The following is a 26,193-nucleotide window of genomic DNA, read 5'->3' as shown; positions in this document are numbered from 1 at the left end:
TTTGCTTAAAACTATATAAAAAATTTCATACGCTTATGTCAATATCATTTGAATCAATGGCGTCAATGTGGCAGTCTCTTACTTTTACCGCGTTGCCAAAACGGCTTATCACGTTGATCCTGTCCATGTAGGGAGCAATGGCTTCAATTTTTTCAGGCGGAACCGAGGTGATGATTTGCAAATTGAGGGTTTTGTAAAACTCAAGTATCTTGCCGATCCGTTCATCGTCCATGCGGTTAAAAGCTTCGTCAAAAATTACCAGACGCGCTGTAGTCTCGGGACGCGCTTTGTAAAAACGGTAGAAGCTTGCGGCAATAGCGACATAGTAGGGAGTCTGCGATTCGCCACCGGATTTTTCTTTGAGTACCTTTGAAAGCGAGAGAATAATCGGATTGTCATTTTCGTCCATGTTGTCGGTTTCCTTGATCCTGATGTCGTAGTGAAAATAAGTGCGGTAATCGCAAATCGCTTTAAGCTCTTTTGAATCCAGCGGAGAATTTAAAATACGATTAAAAAGTTCCTCTGCGGCTTTTCGCTCCGCGGGATCGACAAGTTGGGAAAAAAGCCCTTCGTCCGCTGTGGGTATCTTTGCCGCCTGCCTAATAACTTCGATTTGTCCCTTGCGCTCGCTAAGTTCTTCAAGATGAAACCAGTATTGATCCCTGCCAAAATGGAGAGTGCGCAGAATATCGTTAATCTCATTAAAACTTTCTCTGGCTTCTTCGATATGCTCGTTAAGGCGGGAAATAAAATGTTCTTTGAATTCTTTTTCCGCATCCTGATATGCCTTTGCAATTTTTTCGCGGTACTGGGGCAGTTCCGAAGTTTCAAGCCGCTTTAACAGAGTTTCCGCTTCGGCATTATCCGAAGGTTCCATGCCAAGAAGATAATGAAACTCATGTTCATAATCGGCGACAAGTTTATTGTACTCTTTTTTGAGCGTTTCGGTTGTACTTTTGAATCTTTTTAAAGTAGTTTCGTATGTATTTGATAGATCAGCGATGCTGTTCTTTGAAAGTTTGTCTTGCGCGTATTCTTCACATTCACCAACCATTAAATAATGTTCGTTACCGAAATTTTTGATCGCGTTTTCCTTTTCTTCCTGAGATTGAGTAAATCGATCAAGGTCTTCGCGGCAGTTGGATAATTTGTTATTTAAGCCGCCTCGGGTATTTTGCAGGTTGTCGTTATCATTTTTTAACTGATCAATATACTTCGATAATTCACCGCGTTTGTTTTCCAGTTCTTTGAACGATTGCGTATCTATCGCGTCAAGTTCTTTATTCGCTGTTGTTAGCTGTCCCGCAAGAAGTTCCGCGCTTGCAATGGAAGGGAAAAGATATTTCAATTCCGGCATAAAACGTATTACGCGGTTACAGCAATCTTCGCGGCTGCGCGCTTCCCGTTCTTCCCTTTCGGCAACGGTCAATTCAGCTTCGATACGCTCAGCTTCGGCAGACAGAAATTTCTTGCGCTCTTCCAGTGCGGTTCGCCCAAGATAATGACGGCTGTAAACATCTTCCTTGATCCGTGAAGCGGTATGGTTCGTATAGGTCATACATTCCTTGGTAACCGCAGAATCATAAGTTTTAAGATTTGCAAGATCACAGCGCATTACTTTTCCCAATGTGTAGTTGATGTAAGTACGCGCATAACCTTCGGCTTTGACTATTTCCGCGAGGGAACCAAGTTTAGCATTTGCGTTACGCATCTTTTCGATATTGGGAATAAAAGCTCCGGCCACAGAACGGGGAAGGCGGTCGTATATTTCAATGGCTTTTTGAAAATTTTCAGGAGCGACTAAAATGGCAAAGCGTCTTGTGTTGAGCCAGCCTTCAACAGCGTCAGCCCATGCGGGTTCGGTAATTTCCGCCGCTTCCGCCAGAAAGAAAGCTTCGATACCCGCCTTCTCCAAAGCCGCTCGCAATTCGCGTGGAGCATCGGGATAGCGGAGTATGCCCCGATCAAGTTCCGCAAGTTCCGAGCGAATGTCACGGAGACTGTTCGCCGCGTCATCTTTTTTCCGTTCGGCGATGTACCTTTCGTTTTGGTATTTCTTCGCTTCTTCGGCAAGGGCGGCGTCTTCACCGTCAAAGTCTTCTGTCAACGCGCGGTTCAAAAGGGCTTCACATTGGGATTTTAAATTTCGATATTTGTCGGCTTGTTCTGTTTGCTTTGCAAGGTCAAGATTTATTCTATCGATACGCGCCCTAATTTCTTCGTAAAGCCGATGCGCGTCATTGGCGGCAAGACTTTGATCCAAGGCTCTCAATTCCTGTTCCGCATCCAACCGTTTTTGGTTCAGCGCGTCAATTTCACGGTTGGTGAAATCCAATTTGTTTTGCGTTTCCGTAAGTTGGCGAGCGGCATTGTCTTTCTTTTGTTTTTCATTTTCCCGTTCAATGCTGAGTTTCAAATATTCCTGTTTGATGATAAGCCCGTCGTAATTGCGCCACTCCACCGCCTTAGCGCAGATTTTTTTCAGCACGCCTATTTTAGCTATTGCCCCTTTAGCCTGCCTATCCGCTTCTTTGTAATTTTCAAGGTTCTGCTTCATGTCTTGAATCGACACGGGGTTTTCTTCGAGAATAAAATCGCATACAAATTGATCGATTGAATCAAGGGGTTTAAAACCGATGGAGCGGGTAAGTGAATCAAGGTAAGGATTAACATCGGGCTGCCGTTTGAAAACTCCAAGCCGGTTAGTAAGGTCTTTTACATACTGTTGCTTTGTGGGATAGTCATAAAGATTTTTTTCCGCAAGTATATTTTTAAATTGACGGAACATCAGCGGTTCGTTTTTTTCGTTGCGGATATTTATAGCCCGTATGGAGTCTTTAGAACCTATGTCCCCGATCCAAAAATGTTCAGTATGGTGATTGTCCTTGTAGGCTTCTATACACACGCCGCAGGCAAAATTGTCGTTATTGGTTTGCCACTCCAACATTACATGGGCTATGGTGTCGCCTCGGCGGTACTCGGTTGACTCACTGCCAAGTTTACAGCGCACATAGCCCATTAGATCGCGCCCTCCGCCACGGCGCTCGTCTGCGGCGGAATTAAACCTCGCCATTCGCAAATTCGCCGCCATCACATATTGAATCGCGTCAATGACAGTTGACTTGCCGGAGCCGTTATCTCCGGCAAGAAGACAGCGGTTCCCTATTTCTATTACCTCATCATCAAAGTTATGCCAATTAACAAGCCGCAGGCGTTCCAAGGTAACCATAATTATATTTCGCCCTCCGCGTCTTCTCCATCTTCACTCTTTTCTCCCAACAAAGCAATTGCGTTGTCCAGCGCGTTACGGTCTATGCTAAGGGGAATACTCGGATACAGTTGAATGATCCCTTCGGGGTCAGCATAGTCCTGCGATTCTACAGAAATTAATTTACAGGAAGAAAGTTTAGCCAAAACTTTTTTAAGGGTGGTTTTATTTATCTCGTCCCCGGTCATGGCGTTGTACTTGTCTTGAAAATCTCTTATTGTTATCATCGGAAATTTGTTTAATGTTACTTCAAGTTTTTTATCTTCGTAAAGAAGGCGCAGAACAAGAACCGCGCAGATTTCTTCTTTTAAAAAATAGAGTCTGGTATTTCCCAAACCGCGAAAAGCGATAACTCCTAAACTTTCATCCCGTACTAGAGAAGCGTCCATGCAGGAAAACCATGCGTCAAAAAGCGCGTTGTTCCTGACAGTAAAATCATAAAGCTCCTGTTCCTTGTCAATGCCGCGAATGATAAAAGTTTTTGATGTAAGTATATGAAGCGCCATTTTGAATTTTTCAAAATCATCGCTTGAAAGATCGCGTATCAATACAAGAGCGTCAAGGTCTTGATTCATAGCTCATCTCCGTCAACAGTGGCACGGTTATCGATCTTCTTGCGAAAACGTATGTCGGGAACAATATAGTTCGCCGCTTTTACCGAACCGGTATTTGTTTTTTCTTTATCAGTATCTTCAATATTATAACTAAAATTATTTCGTGAGTCGCCGTAGAGCAAGGCGTAAATAAAACGGATGTAGGAATCTTCCCCCGTGATAAGTTCTTCGGGAATAAGAATTTTTTCCTTACCGCCTTGTTCGTCAAGCCATGCGTTAATCCGTTTGATGGAAAGACGCTTCTTCATTCGTTCAAGAAATTCCGCTTCAGATTGGGCAAGAGCTTCAACATCGGCTTTTGAAGGAGCGGTAATAAAATCACCCTCCGCCCGTTTTTTGGTAAAGACCAGACTGGAAGGGGAAAGAAATCTGATGCGGTGCAGACCATGGATAATATTCGATTTAACTTCTTCATTGCCGCCGTAAATCGCCTTTATAAGCTGTCCGATTTTTCCGGCTATGGTACTGTCCGGCTCGATGTAGGCTTTGATAATTTCCGTGCTGGAACGTGAATAGGCGGCGTTTCGTCTGTCGATTTCATCTTCTAAAGGATCAACGGATTTTAAATCATCTCGAATTTCTTCCAGCATGGATGTCAGTTTTTTTCGACATTCATCACGGCTTGTTTGAAGTATCCGCGTATATTTGCCCGCGCTTTCATCAAGCCATTTGTCGTCTTTAAGCAGAGCCGCCACCTGTTTGAAAATACCCTGACGGTAACGGGAAACATTGTCGGAAGTTTTAAGCCGTTTGTACGCCCTGTCCAGTACTTCCCCCATGTAGAGATCGTAATGTTCGTGTAACGCAGATGAAGCCAGAGAGCGTACCGCTTCTACGTTAAGGCTGTCGTAATAGCCCTTGATACTTTGGGATAAAACTTTTAAGGAGTCAATCAGCGAGCGACATTCCTCGTGCGCCTTTAGAACCGCATGATGTCCGTCTTTTTTTATCGTTTCACCGCAGAGCATGGAGTAAACCGTAACAACATGGCTTTCATATTCAGTTTTAAGACCGCCGTCAATGTCGGCAAGGGATTTCATAAAAGGCTTGCCATATGCGGTAATGTTAATCACTTTGGTAAAATCAGCCAAAGTTTCTTCGGAGAGCCAACCGGCATTTATAAACCGCCGTAAAAACTTGCTTGCAATAGTCCTTTCATCTGCGGAGCGGTTTTCATGAACAGAGCGGTTTTCGCTTAAATTACCTGCGGCAACGCCAAAGTCTAATTCCTGTGCTCCTGCCTCTGCATGAAAAGAAGGATTATCGTAAAGAGTGTTAGAAGCCTGATCTCTTACGGGTTCCTCGTCTTCTTCTTTTAAACTGTCGCGGTGAAGGGCAAGATAGTTCATAAATTCCCGAACTACCAGTTCACGTTCAAGCCCGCGTGTATTTTCCTGAAAAAGCCTGTAGTACAGCACCAAAAGCGCCGCATAATGTTCTCGGTTTACGCTCGCGAGAGGAGAGAAAAAATTATCAGGCAATATCGCAAAAACACCGGAAGGCATTTTTTAACGGTATGTAAAAGATTACTCTTTGTCAAGGAGAAAATCTATTCCCTTTCTTCACCCCGCTCTCCTCACCACTTCCAAACAAGCCCGCGCGTTATGATAAGGGCACTTCCAAAACCCGGCTTTCGGCAAATTAATATCCGGCGTATTGTCAATATTCAACTCATTGAACCATTCGCCATGTTTGTTATCCGCAAAATAATTTTGAATATAACTCCAAACGCTCTCAGCCGCGTCAAAATATTTCCGCTCTCCCGATAACTCATACGCATTGTAAAACCCCACGACCGCTTCCGCTTGCGGCCACCATTCTTTTTTGTTGTGCTTATGCCCCGCTTCGTCACAACCGCTGAGTAATCCGCCGTTTTTATGATCAATGGCGGTATTATAAATAACTTCCGCAATTGCCAATGCCGCTTGTTTCACTTTTGAGATAAGGCTTTCATCGCCTACGGCAAGCGCCGCTTCGTACAATAGCCAGCTTCCTTCAATATCATGTCCGTAAGAAATATCTTTTGTCAGCGAATTCCAATTCATGTCAAAAAACAATTTAAAATGCCAATCGCTGTTGACAATTTTATCAAGCGTTATGCGCAATAACGCTTCAAGAGCTTTACTCACTCGCTCATTCCTGTTTGCGCGGACAAGGTTTGTATAGGCTTCTAAAACGTGCAAATTAGTATTCATTGATTTTGGGCAGTTGAGGTCTTTTCCGCTAAGCCGGAAATCGTCAATACTTCGCCATTCACGGTTACACGCTTCAATATAACCGCCCGCAGAGGGATCAAATCCGTATTGTTCAGTCGCGTCAAAAAGATTTATCGCCAATTCCAGTGAAGATTGATCGCCTGTGGCGAGGTAATGCTCGCTTAGCGCATAAATGCCAAAGGCGATGTTGTAAAATTGCTTTCTTGTATCCAATGCTTTTCCTGTATGATCTGCCAGCCAATACAGTCCGCCGTGCATAGTATCCAGAAAAGCTTTCGATAAAAAATCCCGCGCTCGTTGGGCGCAAGGCTTGCAGGCAAGGTCGCCGAACATACGGTATGCGGCAGAAAATGTCCACAGTATACGCGAATTTAAAATACAGCCTTTGGCGGCGGTTTTGTCTATCTTGCCATAAAAATCCGCCTCGCCGTAAAAGCCACCGTTTTCTTCGTCAGCCAGTCTCTGCCAGAACGGGAGAATGTTTTCTCTAACTTCACGTAACGCTTCTTGTTTGTTTAACATACCGTTATTCCTTTCTTTCAGTATTATTTTCCCGCCTCAATCAACTCACAAACCGCAAGACCAGCCAATACCGCAAGATCCTCCGACGCGAGCCATGTTTTTGCCGTTTGATCAAAGAGTATATTTCCATCGGGGGGAAATTCTTCGCTCTCTTCCCATATAATAAATGTCATCGGCACATACGGAAGAACATTTATCGTAACGGCGGCATCGCCCATTTTAGCCGTCTGTCCGCCGAGAGCGGTACCAACGCGAATAAGGTTTTGCGGGTTTTTGCCAAAATGGTTAACAAGGGGTTTTACGGCGCGTTTGTTGAAATTAGCTTCATAGAAAAGCGCGGGCGCGGCTTCCCTGTAGGCGATTAAATGATTCGATTGTTTTTGTGTCCCGCCGGCTGTCAGATAATGCAACCAAATTATTTTATGCGAAACTGAAGCCGATGAAAGCGGTTTTTCAGTATTGAACCAGGGGACAAAAAATTCTCCGTCTTCGTAACGTGCGCCGCAATTTTGGCAGACCGTCTGCGGCGGTATCTGCGCGAGTTTTTGCGCGGCTAGATTCAACGCGTCGTCATATCCCAAAATTTGCCTCCTTTGCTTTTATATTCTACAATGTAATATTTTATCATATCATAGTTAGTAATAAAAATACTTGATTATTGAGCCTATACAAAGTTCAATTATTTTTGCAATTGGTTTAATAAGAAATAACGTAAAAAATTTATTGATTTTTTATGGTAATTAAGGGATAATTATTAAGGAGTTTAATTTGTCAGATCAATCGCCTGTCAATTTGGAATTGCCAAAACAGAAAAAATTTCAGAATATTACTTCAAGCGGCGGATTTAAAATCGCCATGCTTGTTATCATTATTTTGCTTTTGTTAATACCCGTTGCTATGATTCGTTCATTGATTGGCGAGCGAAGCCATCGCGCTGACGAAGTGGAAGAATCGATCATGGAGGCGTGGGGAAGCCAATTTATGCTGTACGGTCCTGTTATCCGCATTCCGGTTGTGGAACGTGAAGAGATCAGGACAAAAACAGAGAAGGAAGGGGAAAAAATTGAAGTTATTACGCGCAATTACACGCTTTGGATTACGCCGAAAGACGTAAATATCAGCGCCGATTTTTCCGCTCAGAAAAAACGCAGGGGTATTTTTTCGGTTGCGTTGTTTTCAGGTAACGTTTCTCTTTCAGGGAATTTCAGTTTTGAAAGGGCAAAGGATGGACTCAAGCAAAATCAGACAATGTATCCCGAACAGGCGGAGATTGTCATAGGACTGGCAAGCCAAAAGGGAATACGCAGGATAATCAAAGCGGATTGGAACGGCGGCGAACTCTTTTTTAAACCTGGTAACAGAAATTTTGCTATAGATTATTCATACGACTGGAAAAGTCTTGGCCGTATGCCGCCCGACGGCGGAAACGGCGTTAACGCGTCAAGTCCATTTAACGCGACTGGCATGAATACGTTTGATATTCAATTCGCCGTACAGGGCGGAAAAGCCATTCGAGTTATCCCCATCGGTGAAACAACGCAGGTGCGCATACAGACTAATTGGCCGTCTCCGTCATTTCAGGGCGGATTTTTACCCGCAAACTACACCCTCTCCGAAAACGGTTTTGACGCTGAATGGGAAATCAGTTATTTAAGCAGATCAATCCCGCTTTATTGGCTAACTAATGAGCGCGATGAGCATGAAAGTAAATTGAACTGGAAAAATGAATTCTTTGGCGTAAATTTTTTCAAACCGCTTGACCATTACGCGCTAAATACCCGCGCCGTAAAATACGCGATTTTATTTTTAATCATACCGTTTTTAACGCTGTTTTTTCTGGAAGTGTTTTCACAAAAATCAATCCATCCCGCGCAATATTTGCTTTCGGGATTCGCAAATGTTATTTTTTACCTTTTACTGTTATCAATCTCCGAACATCTTTCCTTTTCAGTCGCCTATCTTATCGCCGCCGCCGCGCTTACCTGCATGATGACATTATACGCCCGCTCGTTACTCGAAACATGGACCCGCAGCGCGTACATGGGGCTTGTCATGGCGCTTTTGTACCTCATCATGTACCTTACGCTCAATGCCGAGGACTGGGCTTTGCTCATCGGTTCAATCGCGGCCTTTGTAATAACGGGCGTGGTAATGTTCCTGACCCGCAAGCTGGATTGGTCAAACTTGAATATAAAAAATCGACAATGACCGCTCTGAAATAATTTCTTAGTCTTCTATCGCCGTTGATTTGTCGTATAACGCTTCTACTTCGGCGCTGGGTTTCTTCCCGCAAAGAGTAACGGCTATAGCAGTAATTAAACCGGCTATAAAGCCAGGAATAATTTCGTAAAGGCCAGTGCCGGAAAAGAACGCAAGCCAAAGCACGTCCACCGCAGCGCCTGTAACTATGCCCGTAACTGCGCCGATAAATGTAAAACGTTTCCAGAAAAGCGATAACAGAATAGTCGGTCCAAAAGCGGCTCCGAATACTCCCCATGCGTTTCCGACAAGACTCATAATCGTGCCGCTTGCGGGATTCGACGCGATTATAACGGCTATTAACGCTATAATAGCGACAACAACCCTGCCCGCCCAAAACATTTCTTTATCATCAGCCTGTCCCTTACGCAATACGGGTTTGTAAACATCAGCCGCAAACGCGGAAGCGGAAGCCAGAAGTTGAGAGTCGGCAGTACTCATAGCCGCAGCTAAAATTGCAGATAACAAAATTCCTGAAATAACTCCCGGGAAAATCATCCGTACCATTTGTATAAAAACTGTATCCCCTTCCATATTACTGCCAAGGAACATACGCCCAATACAGCCGGCGGCAACGGAGAAAAGCAGTATTAAAATATTCCATGTTATACCAATTTTCGCGCTTTTACTCACATCTTTTTGGGAGCGTATAGCCATAAATCTGATAATAATATGCGGCATTCCAAAATAACCAAGCCCCCACCCAAAACCGGTAAGGATGTCCGCCCAGCTTGCCCAATTCAATTTTCCGCTGCTAAGGAAGTTCCAATAATTTTCAGGAAAAGAAACGAGAGCCGCCGCGGTATGACCTGATTCGACCAGCGCTAACGCGAAGATAGGCGCGATAAGTAGCGCTCCCAGCATAAGAAGTCCCTGAAAAAAGTCCGTCCAGCATACTGCTTTAAAACCGCCCATCAATGTATAACCGATGATAACAAATCCTGCTACATACATGGCTAAATTAATATCGATGCCTAAAACAGTGTTAAACAATTTACCGCAAGCTTTTATGCTGGAAGCGGCGTATATAGTATAAGCAAACAAGAAGATAATAGCGCATACGATCTGCAACGCTTTGCTTTTAGAGAGAAATCTGTTTGTAAGGTACTGAGGTATGGTTATTGAATCATTTGCCACGATAGAAAATTTGCGAAGGCGCGGCGCTAAAAACAACCAGCTAAGTATGTAACCTATTGCAAGGCCGATGGCGATCCATGTCTGCCCCATGCCGGCCGCGTAAATTGACGCGGGAAGTCCCATAAGCACCCACGCGCTCATGTCCGACGCGCCAGCCGAAAACGCGCTTACCCAAGGACCCATTTGACGATCCCCAAGGAAGTATCCTTTCTCTCCTCCCTCGCCCTTTGCAGTGATGAAGAAATAAACGCCAACACCTAACATACATACCAGATAAATAATAAAGACTATTAATTCGCTATAATTCATATTAAAAACTCCTTTTTTTACAGGCTTATTGCATTATATGGTATAACTTTCAAAAATACAATGACCGCACAGGAGAACGTTTGAATATATGCATTTTTTCTTGTTCGTGTTAGTCCGTGAATAATTAATATGCAATCATCACTCAATAATTTTATCAATAATAATATTCACCTCTTCAATCAATATGCCCGTATAGCGCTCAATATTTTCAATTATATACTGCTGCATTTCATGGATATTGTCGCCAAGCTGGATGCTGTGAGGAATATCAATTGTTATAACAAGCCGATAACCCATTTCAGCGTCTTTTACAAGAATTTTTTTAATTTTTATTTCAGGATTGTATTCGTCTACGCAGAGTATGACCATCTGGCTCAGCGCTGATTGCGAAATGATTACTTTTCCGCGTTTTGAATATTCAGGACGCACTAAGGATTTTTCAAGCAAGGTAGGGACGGGTCCCAGTCCAAGCCCCATGGGTAAACTCATCGGGTCCCCATCGGGAGTGACGCGGCGTTTAAAAATTCTTATCGCGTCAAAAAAAATGTTTGGATAGCTTTTTTTTACTTCAATTGAGGGTACGGGGATTACATGCTTTCCTTCTATGCGTCTTGTTCTTACCGCCCTGTCAATTTCTTCCTGGGTGGCGATATCTTCAATTTTTATAATTTTGGAAGGAGGGGGAAGCTGTAGGCGCACTGCTATTTTATAAGCCATTTTTTCGGATGTTCCAAGAATTAAAATACGCTTGTATTTTTCACTTTGCAATTTGCGCGCGACTTCGTCCCTGTGTGACTTTTCGTCAAAAAGGGCGACTTTAACCGCCGCAAGGAAGGTATGTTCTTTTTTTGCAGAATGGCCGGCAAGGATACGGTTATCCCGTATCAATAACCCGTCGTCTATTAAATAATCTATTCTGTATTTCTGCGCGACAATCTTTGCGTGAAAGCTTTTACCTGTTCCGCTATCCCCAATAAGAGCGAAGACTTTTTTCCGTTTTAGAGCAAACAGGAAATCAAAAATCATCGCTCTCCGCTAAAATTACTTGCCGTAAGTCCGTAATTCCGCTAATAACTGCCTTGCCCGTTCTCTAACCGGCGTAACATAGAGTCCCTCGGAAATAAGCATTAATGTCCTAATAGCTTCAGGAGAGTTAAAACCTTTGTTTTTTCTGGCAATCTTTTCAAACGCGTCAATAGTGGCAAGCGCCATCAGATTATCCGGCTTTAGGGTGTTATAGCGGTTCATAACCCACGATATATGTATTACAGTTTCGTTGTTTGGATTTGCCCCGATATCACCAAGGGACTTTATCGCTTCCTGTAAAACTGTCTCCTCATTTTCAAATTGAATTATTTCAATGAGGGTTTTTCTGGCTTCTTCCGAACCAATCTGTCCCAGGTACTTTGCCGACTGCCGCCTTACATCCGGAAAGTTATTGACAACACGCCCGTTCTCCCGTGCGGTAGACGCCCTGCCTTCCCTGGAAAGGTATTCCAGCGTCTGGCGTATTTCGTCACTTGTGTTTCCTCGGTTAAGGGCTTCGCCGATATATTCTAAAGCGATAAATTTTTGTTCCCTTGAATATGATCTTGCGGTTTCTCTGATAATCATTATTTCTATTGATTCCTGCAGATAAGATTCCTCAACTGACATTTCCCTTCTTTGATTTTGGGCGGCTGCGGTTGATGTAATAATAACAGCCGTTACTAATAAAATGGAAAAACGCTTGAATGAAAACATTTTAATTCTCCTTAATTAATTATTGTCCACGAATTATCGATTTTTTCAAGATCATACAAACGCAGTTTCTGTTCTTCGCCAGCCTTGTTTGTCATTATTGTAAACGCTTTAACTCTGTTAGCGCTTATAAATTCAATTGCATCAACATGAAGATCGGCCCTTGAAGGAACAACTACATTATCAAAGTAATCCTGAACCGTTTTTAATACAATTTTTCTGGATTTCATTGCCGGCAGTTCAGACATTTGCCTTAAGTTTTCCGCAGATGAAATTTCCGCAAAATATTCAGGGGATAAAGATTTCTTCCATGCCTCAAAATTTTTGCTTTTTATATTTTTATTTTGTTCTTCGATAAATTTTTGTACTTCGGCTCTTGTAGCCAGATATTGTTCCTGACTGATTTTGCTTGGGTCAAAGGGTTCATTTTTGTTTAAACTGCTTGAATTGGTTGAATTGTTTGAACTGCCGCCCGTGTCTGGCTTTTGCTTTTCCGGTCCTGATCCGCATGATAATACAATTATTACCGTCAGAGACATCATTAGAAACGCTTTTTTTATTCCCATAAGTTTATAGTATACTAATTTACCGTATTTGTCAATATTTGCAATATCATTTGAACTCAAAATGGTATTTATTGAAAATTCTACACTTGTTTTAATGGTGATTTTTTAATATGCTTACACAAGGAGGCACTCTTTGTGAAAGCCGCTTTTCCGGGTTCTTTTGACCCCCCCACATCAGGGCATATAAATATAATTAGCCGCGCCGCGTCCATTTTTGGGGAACTTGTGGTGATTGTAGCTGAAAATAAACGTAAAAAATACCTTTTTTCCGCCGAAGAGAGGGCTTCTATGATACGGGAACTAATAAAAGGCTATAAAAATGTGTCTGTAACGGTGTGTGACTGCTTAATTGTGGATTTTCTTAAGAAAATGGATATAAAATTATTACTTCGCGGAGTTCGCGGGGTGGAAGATTTTTCCTATGAATTTGAACTTTCAATGATGAACAGAACGCTTGACCCTGGTATTGAAACAATTTTTATGACGACCGATCCTGAATACTTTGTCATCCGTTCGTCTTCAATTAAAGAATTGGCTTCATTTGACGGAAATCTTCATGGAATGGTTCCCCCACTGGTTGCCAAAGCGTTAAAAGAGAAGTATAATTAGATAACAATATTAAATTGACAAAATTTGATAAAATGTCTTGACATGGATATTGATTTTTGTTAATTTCATAAATTAGTGAGAGAGGTTATATTATGGCAGTACCTAGATACAAAACATCAAAGGCCAGGACGAGCCGTCGGCAGTCCATTAACATGAAGCTTACAGCGCCCACAATGATTAATTGCAGTTCATGCGGCAACAAGGTTCTTTTGCACCGAGTTTGCCCTAAATGCGGTTTTTACAGGGGCAAGCAGGTAATCGTACCTGATTCTAAAGTTTAGTTAAGGGGAAAAAAATGGACGAATTATTTGAAAAAATGAAAAAGCTCATCGCGGAGAAACTTGAAGTCGATGAGGGCAAGATCACAATGGAAGCGTCATTCCGCCAGGATCTCGGCGCTGACAGTCTGGACACTTATGAATTGGTTTACGCCATCGAGGAAGAAATGGGCATCAATATTCCCGATGAAAAAGCCAATGAATTTGAGACGGTGAAGGACGCGTACGAATTTATTAAATCCCAACAAAAGTAAAAACGTCCTCAGCAAGGAAAGGAAAAAAAACCTGGCGGCGTTTCAAAAAGCCGCCGGTTTTAAATTTAAAAATATAGATAATTTAAATCTTTCATTCATGCACCGCTCTGTTTCCAATGAGACAGGCAATAAAGCAAACAACGAGCGTCTTGAATTTTTAGGCGACTCCATTCTTGGCGCGGTCTGCGCTACTCTTTTGTACCGTTCTTACAAAGATAAAGCCGAAGGAGAACTTGCGAAAATAAAAGCCGTAGTTGTCTCCGAGGATATTCTTTCCGGTATCGCTTTAAAGCTTGAAATAGATAAAATGCTTCTGCTTGGCAAGGGCGAAGAAATGTCCGGCGGCAGGACAAAAAAGGCGATTCTTGCTGACGCAATGGAAGCGTTAATAGGAGCCTTGTACCTTGATTCCGGTTATAAATCGGCCTTTGATTTTGTCAGCGATTGTATTCAGCCGGAAATAGACAAAGTTACCGGCACCAATTACCACAAAGATTATAAGTCTATTTTGCAGGAGTACTGCCAGCGGGAATACCACTGTTACCCCGAATACGTTATGGTGAAACGCACTGGTCCCGAGCATGATCGTACGTTTTGGATGGAAGTGCGTATAGGCGATAAAATTTACGGCGCGGGAACCGGGCGCAACAAGAAAAGCGCGGAGCAGGAAGCGGCGAAGATTGCGTGTGAAAAGATTTTAAATTTTTAACCACGAACAACGGCAAATCGGTTGCGTATAAAAGGAATTGACACAGTCTGGCAGGCGGGTTCTCCCAGAGTTTTTGCCACACGCAGCCTGCCTAAGCTATTCGGCTATGCCGAATAGCTCCGCCGCTTCCTTCAAATCATTACACCGATGCCAAACCGTGGCAAGTATTTCCGGCGGCGGCTCGATAAGGTCTTTAATAAAGATTGACCGTATCCCTGCGGCGTGCAGTCCCAAAAGCCCCGGAGGCGAATCTTCAAAGCCGACGCAGACGCCGGGAGGCTGTCCTAATTTTTCCGCCGCAAGAAGAAAAATGTCCGGCGCTGGTTTCCCATTTGTGACTTCCTCACCGCAAGTAAGAGCAGTAAAACGGTCGATTATACCGGCTTTACTGAGCATATTTGTCGCGGTAGCAGTGCGGGAAGAAGTCGCGAGTGCGAATGGTATCTTTACTGCGGAAAGCCGATCAAGCAGATACATAAGACCGGGTTTTAGGGGAACTCCGTTTTTATCAACTTCTTCTTGTACAAGCCTCCTGAATTCACCACGAATAGTGTCGTAGGGAAAATCTGTGCCGAATTCTTCATACATAACCAAACGCGCTTTTTCAGCGCTTATCCCAACCATGCGAAGAACAATGTTATATGTAATATTATAGCCAAATGGTTTGCCCGCAACTTCCCAAAGAGGGATAGTCAAATTTTCCGTATCGAACATAAGGCCGTCCATGTCAAAGATAACGGCGGAAGGGCGGAATGTTTTTTCTGTTGTTTTCATTTATAAACCTGTTAACTTAAGATTACTTTATATCCAAATACGTCCTGAAACATTCCGCCCTTTTCTTCAAGCCCCATTAATTCAATCGAAAGGTCATAAGCTTTATCCGCATGAAGGACAATTGTTTCCGAGCGGCGCTCAACAGTGATTTTTTTTATTTGCTGAGTATGGCCGCGATCCAAAGCGTCCGCAATCCTTAAAATAGAAGCCATTTTAAGAACAACAACACGCTCCTCGCGCTGGAGTATCATAAACTCAAGATCAGACGGCGAAGGAGGTTCTCCGCGATGATAGTTGACCACATTTGAAACAATGCTAAGTTCATCCTGATGAAGCCCGAAAATTTCAGAGTTTGCGACAATGTACTGGCTGTGTTTTTGATGACCGGACGCTTTTATATAACCGCCAATATCGTGCAGAATAGCGGCAGTCTCAAGCATTACGCGATGGCGCCTGCCCATGCCGTGTTCTTTTACAAGCGCGTCAAATAACGTCATGCAGTGTTTGGCGACATTAAGAGCGTGCGGTTCGTCAAAATGAAATTTACGCCCAAGGTTAACGGCAGAGGCGATTATCTGCGAGAAAAATTCTTCCTGCATGGAAGAATCAACGCCGGAAGCCAAATCGACAAGGTAACCGTCACGGATTGTAACAAGCGGAACAGCGATATTCGCGGCACCCGTCTGCTCAAGAAAAAGTTTCAGTACCAAAAGGCCAAGGACAAGGCCTTCAGCATCGGCGTAAGGAATTCCAAAATTGTGCATGCAGTCTTCTATGCTGTAATTGCGGAGTTGTTCTACAAATTTAATATAATCTTCGCGTTTAATGATACGGCAGTTTTCGTTTAATTCCTTCCCAACCTTGTCGGCGGCAAGACGCGCGTCTGCGCTGGCAACGACAATCATGCGCACGCGGGCAAGATCCATTTCCATGTTTAAGTGAGTCAAAGTGCTCCTGAGATTCTCATTCAGATAACGCTCGTAAAAAATGCCCGTGCCAAAACCCTGACGCGAGCGCTGATCGATAATTATCGTTCCCATTTTTAAGCTGTGAGCCGCTACCATCTGCCCCCGCCGCAAAAGCATAATTTCCGTAGAGCCGCCGCCAATCTCGATAATCATGGAATTGGCGCGCCAAATAAGGGGAAGATCATCCTTTAGCGCAAAACGCACCGCAAGATACATCAGCCTGTTTTCTTCGATACCTTCCACAATCGAAAGATTAAATCCTGTTTCCTGATATATGCGGTCTATAAAAACATCCCTGTTACGCGCGGCGCGGAGGGCGCTTGTCGCGATAACATGAATATTGTTATCCGCGATTCCCCACCCCGATAAAAGTTCGCGGTAGTTCTGAAGAACCGAAAGGCACTCAAGGATTGATTCGCGGGATAGCAACCGTGAAGTAAAAACATCGCGCCCAAGAGACGCGGGCTGCATCGCCCTGTCGAGAGTCTGCCAGCTTCCGTTTGAATGAATTTCAGCGATATTCAGCCTTATGCCCGTAGAACCAATTTCTATGATCGCGGTCAGTGTTGTATCCGCATCGGGATTGAAAGATGAATTTTCCAACGTACTCATAATTACAGTTTATCAATAAGTATGGAACATTTTCCAGAGGGGATTGGCAGTGTTTTCTCTTTTACGCCCAGAATGTTAATAGTAAAGAAATAGAGATTTTCACTTTCTATGTGAATCTCCCACCCTCTGCCGCTTTTATTTGAAAGAATTGTAATCATATTATTTTTAAGTGAAAGATTTTCCACTCCCATAATTTCCAGATTTGGAATAACCCAGTCCACAGTTTTGCGCGGAAGCGAAATTGAAAGCCCGACAATATTTTCGATTGTCAGGCAGATGGTAGAAAGAGCGTCGTAGGTTAAATACTGCGGGCGCGGGAAAGTCGGCTTGCCCGACCATTTTGCCGGCCCTTCCTTTGTTGGCAAATACGCTTCCCACAAATTTCCCCTGTGATGATTACCGTCAGGACTCATCGAATCGAGCATAAAATACATGTGCCTTATCGCGCATTCCCGCGCCAAATCCCAGCGCTGGTAACGCTCGAGTCCTTTTATAACCATAAATGTCAAATAAGGATAAACCGATCCTCTAAAGCCGCGCCCTGTTTCGTCAAACTCTTTTTCAGATAACGCAAGTGAGGGGAACGGGTGGGCGGTGCCAAAATAATTTGGGTCTGAAAGTTTCTCGATAATACGCTCGGCTTTTTCCCCATTGGGAATCTCCGCCAAAAGCGGCCAATATCCGGCGATTGTTTTTACGGGGACTTGTTTTTCGTTTTTGTTGATGTCGTAATAAAAACCGTCCGTCGGGTTATACATTAATGAATTGATTCTTGTTTTTAGGGAAAAATACTGACGCTTGTACTGGAAACTCGTTTCCTTATCGTTCAGAATGTCCGCAAGGGCGGATATGTAGAGCATATTAATCGCTATCATTGTGTTAAAATCCATGGCATAGTACGCGTCTCCACGGGGGGCATTTGTCATTCCCGTAGCGTTAAGAGGCGTTTTGTACAGGCCGTTCGGCTTTTTAAACACAGTATCGATCCATGTTGAGTACTTGCATAAAATGGGCAAAGTGTCTTTGACTCTCTTTTTATTGCCCGATTTATGGTAGATATTGTACTCCGCCCATGCGAAAAGGGGCATTCCAAGCCCCTCATGATTGTCTTTTTCTATTACAGGCGCGCCGGAATTGATGTCATAAGCGGATCGAATCGCCCCATTTGGCTCCTGATGGTCATAAAAGAGGTCTAAAGTGGAATGAGCTTGAAAAATACTGTTGGAATACACCAAAAAAAACGAGGAAAAGATAGCGTCAGTCTGAGTAACTACCTGTGAATCGGGATAAGAGAAGATTTTTCCGTCCGGTCCGCTCTTTTCACCGCTGTTAATCCAGCAATCCTGTATCCATGCCCATGTTTTATCGTAAATATCGACAAAATCCTGATCATAAAAGTGGATTTTGGGGAAATCATGCTTGGTCACCAATGCTCCTTAAACAAATACAATCTTATAAATATAATATGAAATTGCCGTTTCTGCCATAAGTTTTTTACGAATTTTATGGAAAATTATTGGTTTTTGGGGGTATAGGGGGCATGAGACAGTAAAAACTCTACTTGACATTTTTTTTAAAATAATTTACATTAATAATGTACCCGTGAGCACTATTGATGCTTGCCCCGCCGAACAGTGTGTTCGGCATTTTTTTTACCAAATCTAATGCCGAGATAAAAGGAACCGCCAATTTGCCTAAAAAAAGGATTAATGTCTATATAGACGGCTTCAATCTTTATCATAGTACTTTACAACACACTCACCCAGATTGCCGTTGGCTTAATCTTCTGGAACTTTCAAAACGTCTGATAAACCCTGAAACCGAGGAAATTCAGACAGTTTATTATTTTTCAGCCCTTACCACATGGATACCGGAAAGAGCAAAAAAACATCTTTTATACATACATGCTCTCCGTACTGTAGGAGTAAAGGATATTTTAGGAAAATTTTCAATAAGAGAACGGAAATGCCCTTTATGCTCCGGTTATTATCAAGCGCATGAAGAAAAAAAGACAGATATAAATATAGCCATAACCTTGATTGCAGACGCTGTAGCGGATAAATTCGACACAGCCCTAATCCTATCCGGCGACAGCGATCTTGCCCCTGTAACAACCAAATTGAAACAACTCTGCCCCGGTAAAAAAATCGGCATAATCGTCCCCAAAGGACAATCCGCAATGCACCTAAAGCAACATGCTGATTTTTTCAAAAAGATACAAACCAAAGACCTGAAAAAATCACTCTTGCCATTACAAGTAACCTATAACGGAAAAATCATTACCGCCCCTAGTGGCTGGTTTAGTAAACGAGACAACAATCCTTGATCCCCCTTTGTGTTCTTCTCTTCCTTTGTGATCTTCGTGTGAAATTTTTAGGAAGAAACTAATCAATATTTTTGATAATTTTACGAATTGCAGTGGTAAGGCGGTTGGTGAGTTCTTCTTTTTTAGCGTCTGAAATTGATTATACTTCAAAAAAAATAAACATAAATCGGAGTTGTCCGGTAATGTGGTGTCAATTTCTTCGTCGCATAACAGATCAGTAACTGTACGCCGCCTATCGGCGAGTCATTAACCGCCGGAATGTTAAACAAGCTTTTGTGTTAAAATTTACATATCAATATTTAACATAAATTTAAATTTATGGTATTATAAAATATGAAGAAATATTTAGTTATTATTCTCTTTTTAACGTCATTCATTTTTATTTCATGTGTTTCAGTAGAAACATTTATTAAAGAATATAATTATTCACAAATAATTCCTATAGAAAGAAAAACAACATTATTGATTTTTGATGAAAAGTTAATTTTGAATGAGTATTCTCTTCGTTATAGAGGTGATATTAAGGATGTGTCACCGTATCCGTATCTCTTCTTTCTTGGAACAAAAGAAACCACGGGCAGAAGATATCTTTTTTATAAAGATAACGTTCCTTTGTATATTGTTGACATACTTACAATGGAAAGGCATAGTCAACTAAATGAAAATTTTCAATTTGTATTTGATCCAGAATGTAATATATATATTACTGATAATACAGGTACAAGAAGAGACTTTAAGATTAATCCCAAGATACAATCAGTACAATTACCTTATGTTATATTTCATGATAATGACATTGGGGAAATAAATTTTAGTTATTATAGATCACAGAATAAGAACAACCTTGAAGTTAAATATGAATCTTTGACCGGATGTGAAATATCTATAAATTATCGACAATTTGGAATTCTCGCATTTTATCCCCCTGCATCCTTGTATATAGTAGATGATAATATAATTAATGATAAAATGGCCGTGTATATATTAGCAACGTATGCTAGTTTTTTACATCATCATAAATATAGAACAGCGGTGTTAATGGATTGAAAATAAAGGTTTATGAGAGATTGCGTACAAGGGGTTTGTTAAAATTTTTGTTTTATTGTATAATTAACAATAACAACTTTGAAAACAAACTTTAAAACAGCGATTAAAGAAAAATTTCTCAATACCCTATTTATCCGCCGCGTGGCGCTTTGTCTTTTGGGAAACTTTGTGCTTGCTTTTGGCGTGGCAATGGCTGTAAAAGCCGATTTGGGAATTACGCCTGTCAATTCAATCGCCTTTGTTCTGAGTAAGGTTTTTTCTCTGGATCACGGTTTAATGACAGGCGTCATATACGCAAGTTATGTGCTGATTCAACTGGCAATATTAAGAAGGGAATTCCGTATCAATAATCTTTTACAGGCGGGAGCGGCCATTATATTCGGCTGGTTTGTTTTTCTCTGTAACCATATCCTTGCGTTTCCGGTTCCGCAATTTTATCCTGTACGGCTCCTATTCCTTCTGGCCGGAATAAGCATAATAGGCCTGGGCATAATGCTTTACCTCAGGGCCGATTTTATTCCCCAACCGGCGGAAGGGCTTATACTGGCAATTCAGAAAAAGACCGGATGGAAACTGCACAATATCAAAGTCGCTTTCGATTCTTCGGTTGTCGTTATAGCGGCGGCGCTCTCTTTTATCATAATAAAAAAAATTGTCGGTATCAGGGAAGGAACGCTCATCTCGATGATCGGCATTGGTAAATGCCTTGGCTTTTTTACCAAACATCTTGGCGGGAAGATCGATGCTCTTTTCAGACTCTCCAAGAAAAACGTTACAGAAAGTGATACTGAGCCGGTTACAACGTCGTAAATTTATCTTTATATTGTTATGCGCCAGTTTGCGCAAAAAATATGTATAAAAAAATAGACATAGGCCTTTTGGCATATATGATTTAGGTTTTTTTGTGCAAAATATGCCATTTGGCCTATATGAATTTGGGCTTTTTTTTGCAAAATAGGCCTTTTGGCATATATACAAATAAATTCTCTGCAATAAAATTTAGGAAGGTAAATACCGCCCGTATGGGCTGTATATTTTTTGTAAATATTGCGGGAAAGACCGCAAAGGAGTTTTGTATGAAAAACTTTACTAAATTATTCGGGATTATCGCTCTTGTAGTGGCAATCGTATTCGGGGTGGCAGCGTGCGATGACGGCAATGACGGCAACAAAACGCAAGACCAAACTTATACGATTACTTGGAAAAATTGGGATAACTCGGTTTTGGAAACCGACACAGATGTCGCCAAAAATACAATGCCGTCTTATGACGGAGCAACGCCTACCAAACCGGCAGACGCGCAATATGTCTATACTTATAATACTTGGTCGCCGACGCCTGTTTCGGTAACGGCAAATGCAACCTATACAGCAACATTTACGCAAACGGCAATTAGTTCACTGACTGATGACGAGGCAATATCATACACAATAGAGGCAATCGAAACTGCAGATTTTACAAGAACATATCCGCAAGGCACAACGCAAGCGGAAATCAAAAGCGCCGTTCAATCGGTTATTGACGACTTGAATGAATTCGGCACAACAATATCAATTACAGAGGAAGAATTCACAGACGCGCAAACGGGAACAAGTTCAAATCCAAACGGCACAGACGGCCAGTACACGTTACGGTTTCTTATTGAAAAAGGCGCAGGCACAGAACAAACCATTGAAATCACAATTATAATCACGGCAACGGCATATAACAGCACCGCAGACGACAACACGGCAATAGGCAACGCAAAAACGGCAATTCAAAATGCAACCTATTCCGCAACACAAGCAAATGTAACAGACGCGGACACGGCAAGAACCGCCGTTCAAAATATCATAAACGGCTTAACACTTAACGGCGTAACAGCAACAATCGTAGACGGCACATTTACAGCCGCAACGACAGGCACAATCGATACACCAAGCGGCATGAACGGCAGTTGGACATTTACAGTAAACCTTAACAAAGGCACAGGAACGCAACAAACAACAAATACCCTTACGCTTACAATCACGGCGACCCCTGTTGACCCAAATGCCTTGTTGCTTGTTGGTTCGTGGAGTGCGCCAAGTAATTTTGTTTACATATTTGCAGACGACGGAACATTTTCAATGTTCGTCAATTCGATTGTTGTGCCGGGCACAACGGGGACTTGGTATTTTGAGGGCGAAAATTTAATTTGGAATGTAACAACGAACTCTGACACGACAACCTATACACTTGCGTTCGTGTTTTCAAACAACGACAATACATTAACGACTACAGTCAATAACACGACCACGACACTTACTCGTATTGGTGGTGGCATAATTGTGCCACCTGTGCAAGATGCTTGGCATGGAACATTCAAGGGCGATATTGGCGGAACGGAACGAACTCTCGTGCTTGGCGAAAATGGCGGCGTAGCAATGCCGAATGTTGGCGGAACAACAACAACTATACAAGGTCAAACGAAACAAATCAACCTTGTTCCTGCGGCGGACGCAACAAGCACAGGTAGCGGAACATTTGATTTTATCAGTTTAATGAATGACGGAAATTCAAATTTCGATTATTACTTGTATGACGGACAAGTTAGAAGGTGGAACAGCAACAATAACACAAATGATTTGATTTTCAACGGACACATTATATGGCTGTATTTTGGCAAGGAAAATTGTTTCATTGGACAAATAAGCAACGATTACAACACAATTACATTAAGGGGTTATATTCTTACAAACACAGGACACGATGCTGGTGGTGCTGACCCCGTTCAAACAACGGATTTTGTGCTTACAAGAGTGGAATAAAAGGGCGGTAACGCAGCAATCTGACACCATTTTTCGGTAGTGTCGCTGACAAGTCGGCGGCACTACTTGTAGTGTTCGGCTTCAGCCGGGCTTGTCCCGAGTCTGTAGCTCAAAAAAGAATAAATGGTATTGAAATGGGCTAAAGCCCAAGGGAGTCTTTATGAAAAAGAAAAAATGGTTTATTATGGCAGCTATAATAGGCTTTGTGCTGTCGATATGTTTTGCATTAGTTGGTTGTGATTTACTTAAAGATTGCAACTGTTCAGGCGCGGACTGTTCACACGCGGACCTTTCTTCAAGCTGTTCAAGCGCGGACTTTTCAGGCTGTAGCCCGAACTTATCAGGCGTTTCTTGTCGATAAAATGTTATTAGCGTTAGTATAAGTTATAGGAAAGATAAGAAGCCCAAAGGAGGTTTTATGAAAATGAAAAAATGGTTTATCTTGGCAGCTTTGATAGGCTTGGTGCTGTCGATAAGTTTTGTAATAGTTGGTTGTAATTTGCTCGGAAGAGGATGTGACAGTCTATGGTGCGATGGTCGAGTGTGCTGACTTTTCTGGGGCTTGTAAGCAGCGGTCAACAGATAAAATGTCCAGTATTAGCGTCTCTATAGGTTATGCTTATGTTTCCACAAATTGAAGTATTTGGACGGGTTATAAGTTTATACTTGATAATGATGTTATCCGGCGTTCTTGCCTTTGGCATTTATGCCGGAATAACAGCCATAAAACGCAAGTATGACATTATCGATATGATAATGTTCTTTTTTATTTTATCCATTGGAGTATTACTAGGAAGTCATTTGCTTTATGCGTTAGTTAATTATAAAAAGACAATTAATGTATTGGAAAATATAAATCTAAATAACGTAATTAATTCTTTGGGAAGTATGTTTAGCGGCAGAATGTTTTATGGAGGTCTTGTTGGAACATTGGTTGCAGGTTATATAGTCATTAGGAAAGATCATACCTACATAAAATACATTGATTTAATTGCGGTAGGCATACCTCTATTTCATTCATTTGCAAAAATTGGCTGTTTTTTGGCAGGTTGCTGTTATGGGGTTCAAAGTAAAATTGGTTTTATATATCACAATAGCAATGTAATAGAAGCAGATAATATTATGCGTTTTCCTGTTCAACTGCTGGAATCATTTTTTTGCATACTTTTATTTTTATTTCTTAACTATCTTCTAATAAATAATAAATTTAAAAATAAATTATTATTTTTGTATTTGCTAATATATTCAACAGGAAGATTTTTTATAGAATATTTACGCGGTGATGCGTCAAGGGGAATATGGTTTTATTTATCTACTTCGCAAATAATAAGTATTGCAATTATTTTATTTTTCTTAATCAGGTTTTTAATATCTTATAAAAAAAACAATAATATAAAGAGTCAAAAAATTTAGTCCCTATCTTATCGTAATCTACACGCATAACTCTCAAACAAAAACCTTCGTCAATTGATCACTTGCCATCCAACACCACAAAACGCCTAACTATCATATTTCCGCTTGAATCAACAAGAGTTAGCGCATGCGAACCGGGCAAAGGGCGGGCTTCCATTTCGTGAAAAGTTTGCGTGTAGCCGAGGAATGTATCGTCAAGATGCCAATAAATTATTTCGGTTTCATTGCGATGGGCGGCGGAAAAGACTATTTTGCCCTCGCTGTTGTCCAGTTCGCGTGGAACATATACTTGGCTGTCAGGTTCGGGATTAAAAAGGGCAAGCACTCCTTCTCCGCTATTTGATAAATCTTTTGAATTTAAATACGGCGGCAGGGGTTTATAATCAAGATTCCAGCGGCGGTAATACCATTCCTCCGCAGGAGGAAGAACGAACCACTTTCGTTCCACTGCCGCTGTAGAAAGGCCGGGTTTAAGAACGATGCGATGCGTAAGAGTCTCGTCTAAAATTACCGTTTGACAAAAACGGCATGGCTTGACTGCGGGGGCGTTTTTGGGTATGTCAACATATTTTATGTTAGCGCAATTTACGGAGGCCGGAAAGCCTGAAGAGGCGCATACTTCCGTTTGCAGAAGTTCTGTTGTAGGCTTGTTAAACCACACATTTCGGTTTCCACCTAGGGAATTAAGGACGGAAAAAATTTCAAAGAGTACCGGCGCGGAGGTAACAGCACTTCGCAACTCCGGCCTACCCTCCCCTGACGCGTTCCCTATCCAGACTCCTACCGTCCATTCGGGCGTTACGCCAATAGCCCACGCGTCGCGCAGGCCGTAACTTGTCCCTGTTTTCCATGCAATGTGCCTCGCCCCGGCGTATTCGCGCCAAATAGCCTCTTCACCCGGACGCGCCGCGTTTACCAACGCTTCCAAAGTGAGCCATGCCGCGCCGCAAGAAATTAATGAGGTGCCTGTTGAGTAAGAAGCGGCTGTCTTTCCAAGATTGGCGTATAGTTTTGTTATTTCAAAAAGGGTAACTTCCGCGCCACCAAGAATTAAAGGAAGACCGTATTCACTGCCGGGGCGAAAGAGGGTTGTAAGCCCCAATGAACGAAGAAATTGGGCGAATCTTTCAACGCCGAAAATTCGCAGAGAACGCGCAGCGGGAACATTGAGTGAACGCGCCAACGCTTCGTCAGCGGGAACCACTCCCAAATAATTTCTGCTCATGTTTTCGGGGCTGAAACTTCCGATACGGGTGGGGATGTCGCTTACCAAAGATGATGGGAGTATGTCCCCCGAATCAAGCATTGCTGCATACAGAAAAGGTTTGAATAAGCTTCCCGAACTTCTGCGTGAAGACGCGATATCTACATCGGGGGCATGGAGCGTATTCGTATTGCCCACATAAGCGGCTATCTCGCCTGTTTGCGTGTTAAGCACAACACAAGCGCCATTAAAAATTCCGTTTAGCGCATAACGGTCTGACGCGCGGTTTAAAATATCCGTTACGCGCTGTTGTATGCCGCGATTTATCGTAGTGACAAAGACTGCGGATTTTTTTAACGTAGAGGTTTTTTTTGCTTCTAAAACAAGCCTGTCTAGCAGATGTGGGGCAAGGCGCGGCAGGGGGAGCGGCTCACCGGGTAGCGGTTCCGCTTCGCTGAGAGTGAGAGTTTCTTCGTCAAAACAGCCTTTTTTAAAAAGTTTATTTAAGAGCGAATCTCTTTTTAATTTTAAGGCTTCGCGGTTGCGTCCCGGGTGAATAAGAGCGGGGCTGTTTGGAAG

24 protein-coding genes are annotated in these 26,193 nt (G+C 42.4%); 11 read left to right on the top strand and 13 right to left on the bottom strand.

Annotated elements, in window-relative coordinates; genetic code table 11:
- Positions 1 to 25: 25 nt before the first annotated feature.
- The 5 genes from ACYVRH_RS16925 to ACYVRH_RS16905 form a co-directional block, all read right to left on the bottom strand.
- The gene (locus ACYVRH_RS16925; RefSeq protein WP_461258016.1) at positions 26 to 3,229 is read right to left on the bottom strand and encodes an ATP-binding protein; all 3,204 of its coding nucleotides are present in this window, start codon (positions 3,227 to 3,229) and stop codon (positions 26 to 28) included.
- A gap of 2 nt (positions 3,230 to 3,231) precedes the next feature.
- Positions 3,232 to 3,843, bottom strand: coding sequence for a DUF4194 domain-containing protein (locus ACYVRH_RS16920; RefSeq protein WP_461258015.1), 612 nt, complete (start codon positions 3,841 to 3,843; stop codon positions 3,232 to 3,234).
- Positions 3,840 to 5,363 (bottom strand): Wadjet anti-phage system protein JetA family protein, encoded by a 1,524-nt coding sequence (locus tag ACYVRH_RS16915; RefSeq protein WP_461258014.1) that lies wholly within the window; start codon positions 5,361 to 5,363, stop codon positions 3,840 to 3,842. Before ACYVRH_RS16915 ends, ACYVRH_RS16920 begins: the two co-directional genes overlap by 4 nt.
- Before the next feature lie 81 nt (positions 5,364 to 5,444).
- Positions 5,445 to 6,620 carry an AGE family epimerase/isomerase gene (locus ACYVRH_RS16910; RefSeq protein ID WP_461258013.1) on the bottom strand — a complete coding sequence of 392 codons (1,176 nt, stop codon included), beginning with the start codon at positions 6,618 to 6,620 and terminating at the stop codon, positions 5,445 to 5,447.
- Between the two features lie 23 nt (positions 6,621 to 6,643).
- The gene (locus ACYVRH_RS16905; protein WP_461258012.1) at positions 6,644 to 7,201 is read right to left on the bottom strand and encodes a DUF3786 domain-containing protein; all 558 of its coding nucleotides are present in this window, start codon (positions 7,199 to 7,201) and stop codon (positions 6,644 to 6,646) included.
- Positions 7,202 to 7,388: 187 nt separating this feature from the next.
- Here ACYVRH_RS16905 and creD point away from each other — a divergent pair, with 187 nt between their 5' ends.
- Complete coding sequence (gene creD, locus ACYVRH_RS16900; protein WP_461258011.1) at positions 7,389 to 8,828, top strand: cell envelope integrity protein CreD; 1,440 nt, start codon at positions 7,389 to 7,391, stop codon at positions 8,826 to 8,828.
- 18 nt (positions 8,829 to 8,846) lie between these two features.
- Here creD and ACYVRH_RS16895 read toward each other — a convergent pair whose 3' ends face one another.
- From ACYVRH_RS16895 to ACYVRH_RS16880, 4 genes are all read right to left on the bottom strand, one after another.
- Positions 8,847 to 10,325 (bottom strand): sodium/proline symporter, encoded by a 1,479-nt coding sequence (locus ACYVRH_RS16895; protein WP_461258010.1) that lies wholly within the window; start codon positions 10,323 to 10,325, stop codon positions 8,847 to 8,849.
- A 138-nt stretch (positions 10,326 to 10,463) separates the two neighbouring features.
- Entirely contained in the window at positions 10,464 to 11,351 is an 888-nt protein-coding gene (locus ACYVRH_RS16890) for a hypothetical protein (protein ID WP_461258009.1), read from the bottom strand.
- Positions 11,352 to 11,366: 15 nt separating this feature from the next.
- Entirely contained in the window at positions 11,367 to 12,068 is a 702-nt protein-coding gene (locus tag ACYVRH_RS16885; protein WP_461258008.1) for a HEAT repeat domain-containing protein, read from the bottom strand.
- Positions 12,069 to 12,079: 11 nt separating this feature from the next.
- Positions 12,080 to 12,691, bottom strand: coding sequence for a hypothetical protein (locus tag ACYVRH_RS16880; RefSeq protein WP_461258007.1), 612 nt, complete (start codon positions 12,689 to 12,691; stop codon positions 12,080 to 12,082).
- A 75-nt stretch (positions 12,692 to 12,766) separates the two neighbouring features.
- Here ACYVRH_RS16880 and coaD point away from each other — a divergent pair, with 75 nt between their 5' ends.
- The 4 genes from coaD to rnc all read left to right on the top strand — a co-directional run bounded on the left by coaD (position 12,767) and on the right by rnc (position 14,481).
- Positions 12,767 to 13,240, top strand: coding sequence for a pantetheine-phosphate adenylyltransferase (gene coaD / locus ACYVRH_RS16875; RefSeq protein ID WP_461258006.1), 474 nt, complete (start codon positions 12,767 to 12,769; stop codon positions 13,238 to 13,240).
- A 92-nt stretch (positions 13,241 to 13,332) separates the two neighbouring features.
- A complete protein-coding gene (rpmF, locus tag ACYVRH_RS16870) occupies positions 13,333 to 13,521 on the top strand; it encodes a 50S ribosomal protein L32 (protein WP_461245790.1) in 189 nt (62 codons plus the stop codon).
- A 14-nt stretch (positions 13,522 to 13,535) separates the two neighbouring features.
- Positions 13,536 to 13,772 carry an acyl carrier protein gene (gene acpP, locus ACYVRH_RS16865; protein ID WP_461252167.1) on the top strand — a complete coding sequence of 79 codons (237 nt, stop codon included), beginning with the start codon at positions 13,536 to 13,538 and terminating at the stop codon, positions 13,770 to 13,772.
- 31 nt (positions 13,773 to 13,803) lie between these two features.
- Positions 13,804 to 14,481: a ribonuclease III gene (rnc, locus tag ACYVRH_RS16860; protein WP_461258038.1), complete on the top strand. Its 678-nt coding sequence runs from the start codon at positions 13,804 to 13,806 to the stop codon at positions 14,479 to 14,481.
- 96 nt (positions 14,482 to 14,577) lie between these two features.
- Here the strand turns inward: rnc and ACYVRH_RS16855 are convergent, their stop codons facing one another.
- The 3 genes from ACYVRH_RS16855 to ACYVRH_RS16845 are packed head-to-tail and all read right to left on the bottom strand — an operon-like array spanning position 14,578 to position 18,262.
- Positions 14,578 to 15,255 (bottom strand): HAD family hydrolase, encoded by a 678-nt coding sequence (locus ACYVRH_RS16855; protein WP_461258005.1) that lies wholly within the window; start codon positions 15,253 to 15,255, stop codon positions 14,578 to 14,580.
- Positions 15,256 to 15,266: 11 nt separating this feature from the next.
- Entirely contained in the window at positions 15,267 to 16,835 is a 1,569-nt protein-coding gene (locus ACYVRH_RS16850; protein ID WP_461258004.1) for a Ppx/GppA phosphatase family protein, read from the bottom strand.
- Positions 16,836 to 16,837: 2 nt separating this feature from the next.
- Complete coding sequence (locus tag ACYVRH_RS16845) at positions 16,838 to 18,262, bottom strand: MGH1-like glycoside hydrolase domain-containing protein (protein WP_461258003.1); 1,425 nt, start codon at positions 18,260 to 18,262, stop codon at positions 16,838 to 16,840.
- 209 nt (positions 18,263 to 18,471) lie between these two features.
- Here ACYVRH_RS16845 and ACYVRH_RS16840 point away from each other — a divergent pair, with 209 nt between their 5' ends.
- The 6 genes from ACYVRH_RS16840 to ACYVRH_RS16815 all read left to right on the top strand — a co-directional run bounded on the left by ACYVRH_RS16840 (position 18,472) and on the right by ACYVRH_RS16815 (position 24,410).
- On the top strand, positions 18,472 to 19,161 hold the full coding sequence (locus ACYVRH_RS16840) for an NYN domain-containing protein (protein ID WP_461258002.1): 690 nt from the start codon (positions 18,472 to 18,474) through the stop codon (positions 19,159 to 19,161).
- Positions 19,162 to 19,494: 333 nt separating this feature from the next.
- Positions 19,495 to 20,208, top strand: coding sequence for a hypothetical protein (locus ACYVRH_RS16835; protein ID WP_461258001.1), 714 nt, complete (start codon positions 19,495 to 19,497; stop codon positions 20,206 to 20,208).
- Between the two features lie 78 nt (positions 20,209 to 20,286).
- Positions 20,287 to 21,018 carry a YczE/YyaS/YitT family protein gene (locus ACYVRH_RS16830; protein ID WP_461258000.1) on the top strand — a complete coding sequence of 244 codons (732 nt, stop codon included), beginning with the start codon at positions 20,287 to 20,289 and terminating at the stop codon, positions 21,016 to 21,018.
- Positions 21,019 to 21,284: 266 nt separating this feature from the next.
- The gene (locus ACYVRH_RS16825; protein ID WP_461257999.1) at positions 21,285 to 22,997 is read left to right on the top strand and encodes a hypothetical protein; all 1,713 of its coding nucleotides are present in this window, start codon (positions 21,285 to 21,287) and stop codon (positions 22,995 to 22,997) included.
- A gap of 160 nt (positions 22,998 to 23,157) precedes the next feature.
- Entirely contained in the window at positions 23,158 to 23,358 is a 201-nt protein-coding gene (locus ACYVRH_RS16820) for a hypothetical protein (RefSeq protein WP_461257998.1), read from the top strand.
- Positions 23,359 to 23,612: 254 nt separating this feature from the next.
- A complete protein-coding gene (locus ACYVRH_RS16815) occupies positions 23,613 to 24,410 on the top strand; it encodes a prolipoprotein diacylglyceryl transferase (RefSeq protein ID WP_461257997.1) in 798 nt (265 codons plus the stop codon).
- Between the two features lie 58 nt (positions 24,411 to 24,468).
- Here ACYVRH_RS16815 and ACYVRH_RS16810 read toward each other — a convergent pair.
- Positions 24,469 to 26,193, bottom strand: a 1,725-nt coding sequence (locus tag ACYVRH_RS16810; RefSeq protein WP_461257996.1) for a penicillin-binding transpeptidase domain-containing protein, incomplete at its 5' end; no start/stop codon positions are given.

This window comes from Treponema sp. R80B11-R83G3 (genome assembly GCF_054786115.1).
This window is presented reverse-complemented; position numbering and strand designations above follow the sequence as displayed.